Annotated in this window: 1 protein-coding gene; it reads right to left on the bottom strand. The window is 62.9% G+C overall.

Annotation, left to right across the window (positions count from 1 at the left end; translation table 11 throughout):
• Positions 1-550, bottom strand: a 550-nt coding sequence (locus QC821_RS21715; RefSeq protein ID WP_309725611.1) for a tripartite tricarboxylate transporter permease, incomplete at both ends; no start/stop codon positions are given.

The raw sequence follows: 550 nt of genomic DNA, 5'->3' as shown, positions 1-550 counted from the left end.
AGGAGGATGCCCGGCGAATGGCATTGCGCCGATAACTGGACCAACCGAGGTGCAGCACCATCAGCGCGGTGATGATCACGAAGACCAGCGCGATGGGGCGCTCGAGCAGTATCGAGATCTCGCCACCGGAGAGGATGATCGACTGGCGCAGGTTCATCTCCAGCATCGGCGTGACGATGAAGGCGACCAGGAAGGTGACGAAGGAGTAGTCGAATTTCTTCAGGAAGTAGCCGAAGATCGCGAAGCCGAACACCACGATCAGCCCGAAGGTGCCGTAGCCCTGGACCTGAATGCCGGCCAGGCACAGGAAGATCACCACCGGGATGACGATATTGGGCGGCACGCTGGTGACCTTGGCGAAGATGCGCAGGCCGTACCAGCCCACCGCCAGCATCAGCAGGCTGGCGACGATCATCCCCGAGAAGATGGTGAACAGCATCTCCGGGTGGTCGCGCAGCATCAGCGGGCCGACCTGGATGCCGTGGATCATGAAGGCGCCGACCAGCAGCGCCGCCGACACGCTGCCGGGGATACCCAGGCCGAACAGCGG

Source organism: Franzmannia qiaohouensis, assembly GCF_031451695.1.
Classification (GTDB): Bacteria; Pseudomonadota; Gammaproteobacteria; order Pseudomonadales; family Halomonadaceae; genus Franzmannia; species Franzmannia qiaohouensis.
Note: the sequence above shows the minus strand (reverse complement) of the source record. Positions and strands in the feature narration are given on the sequence as shown.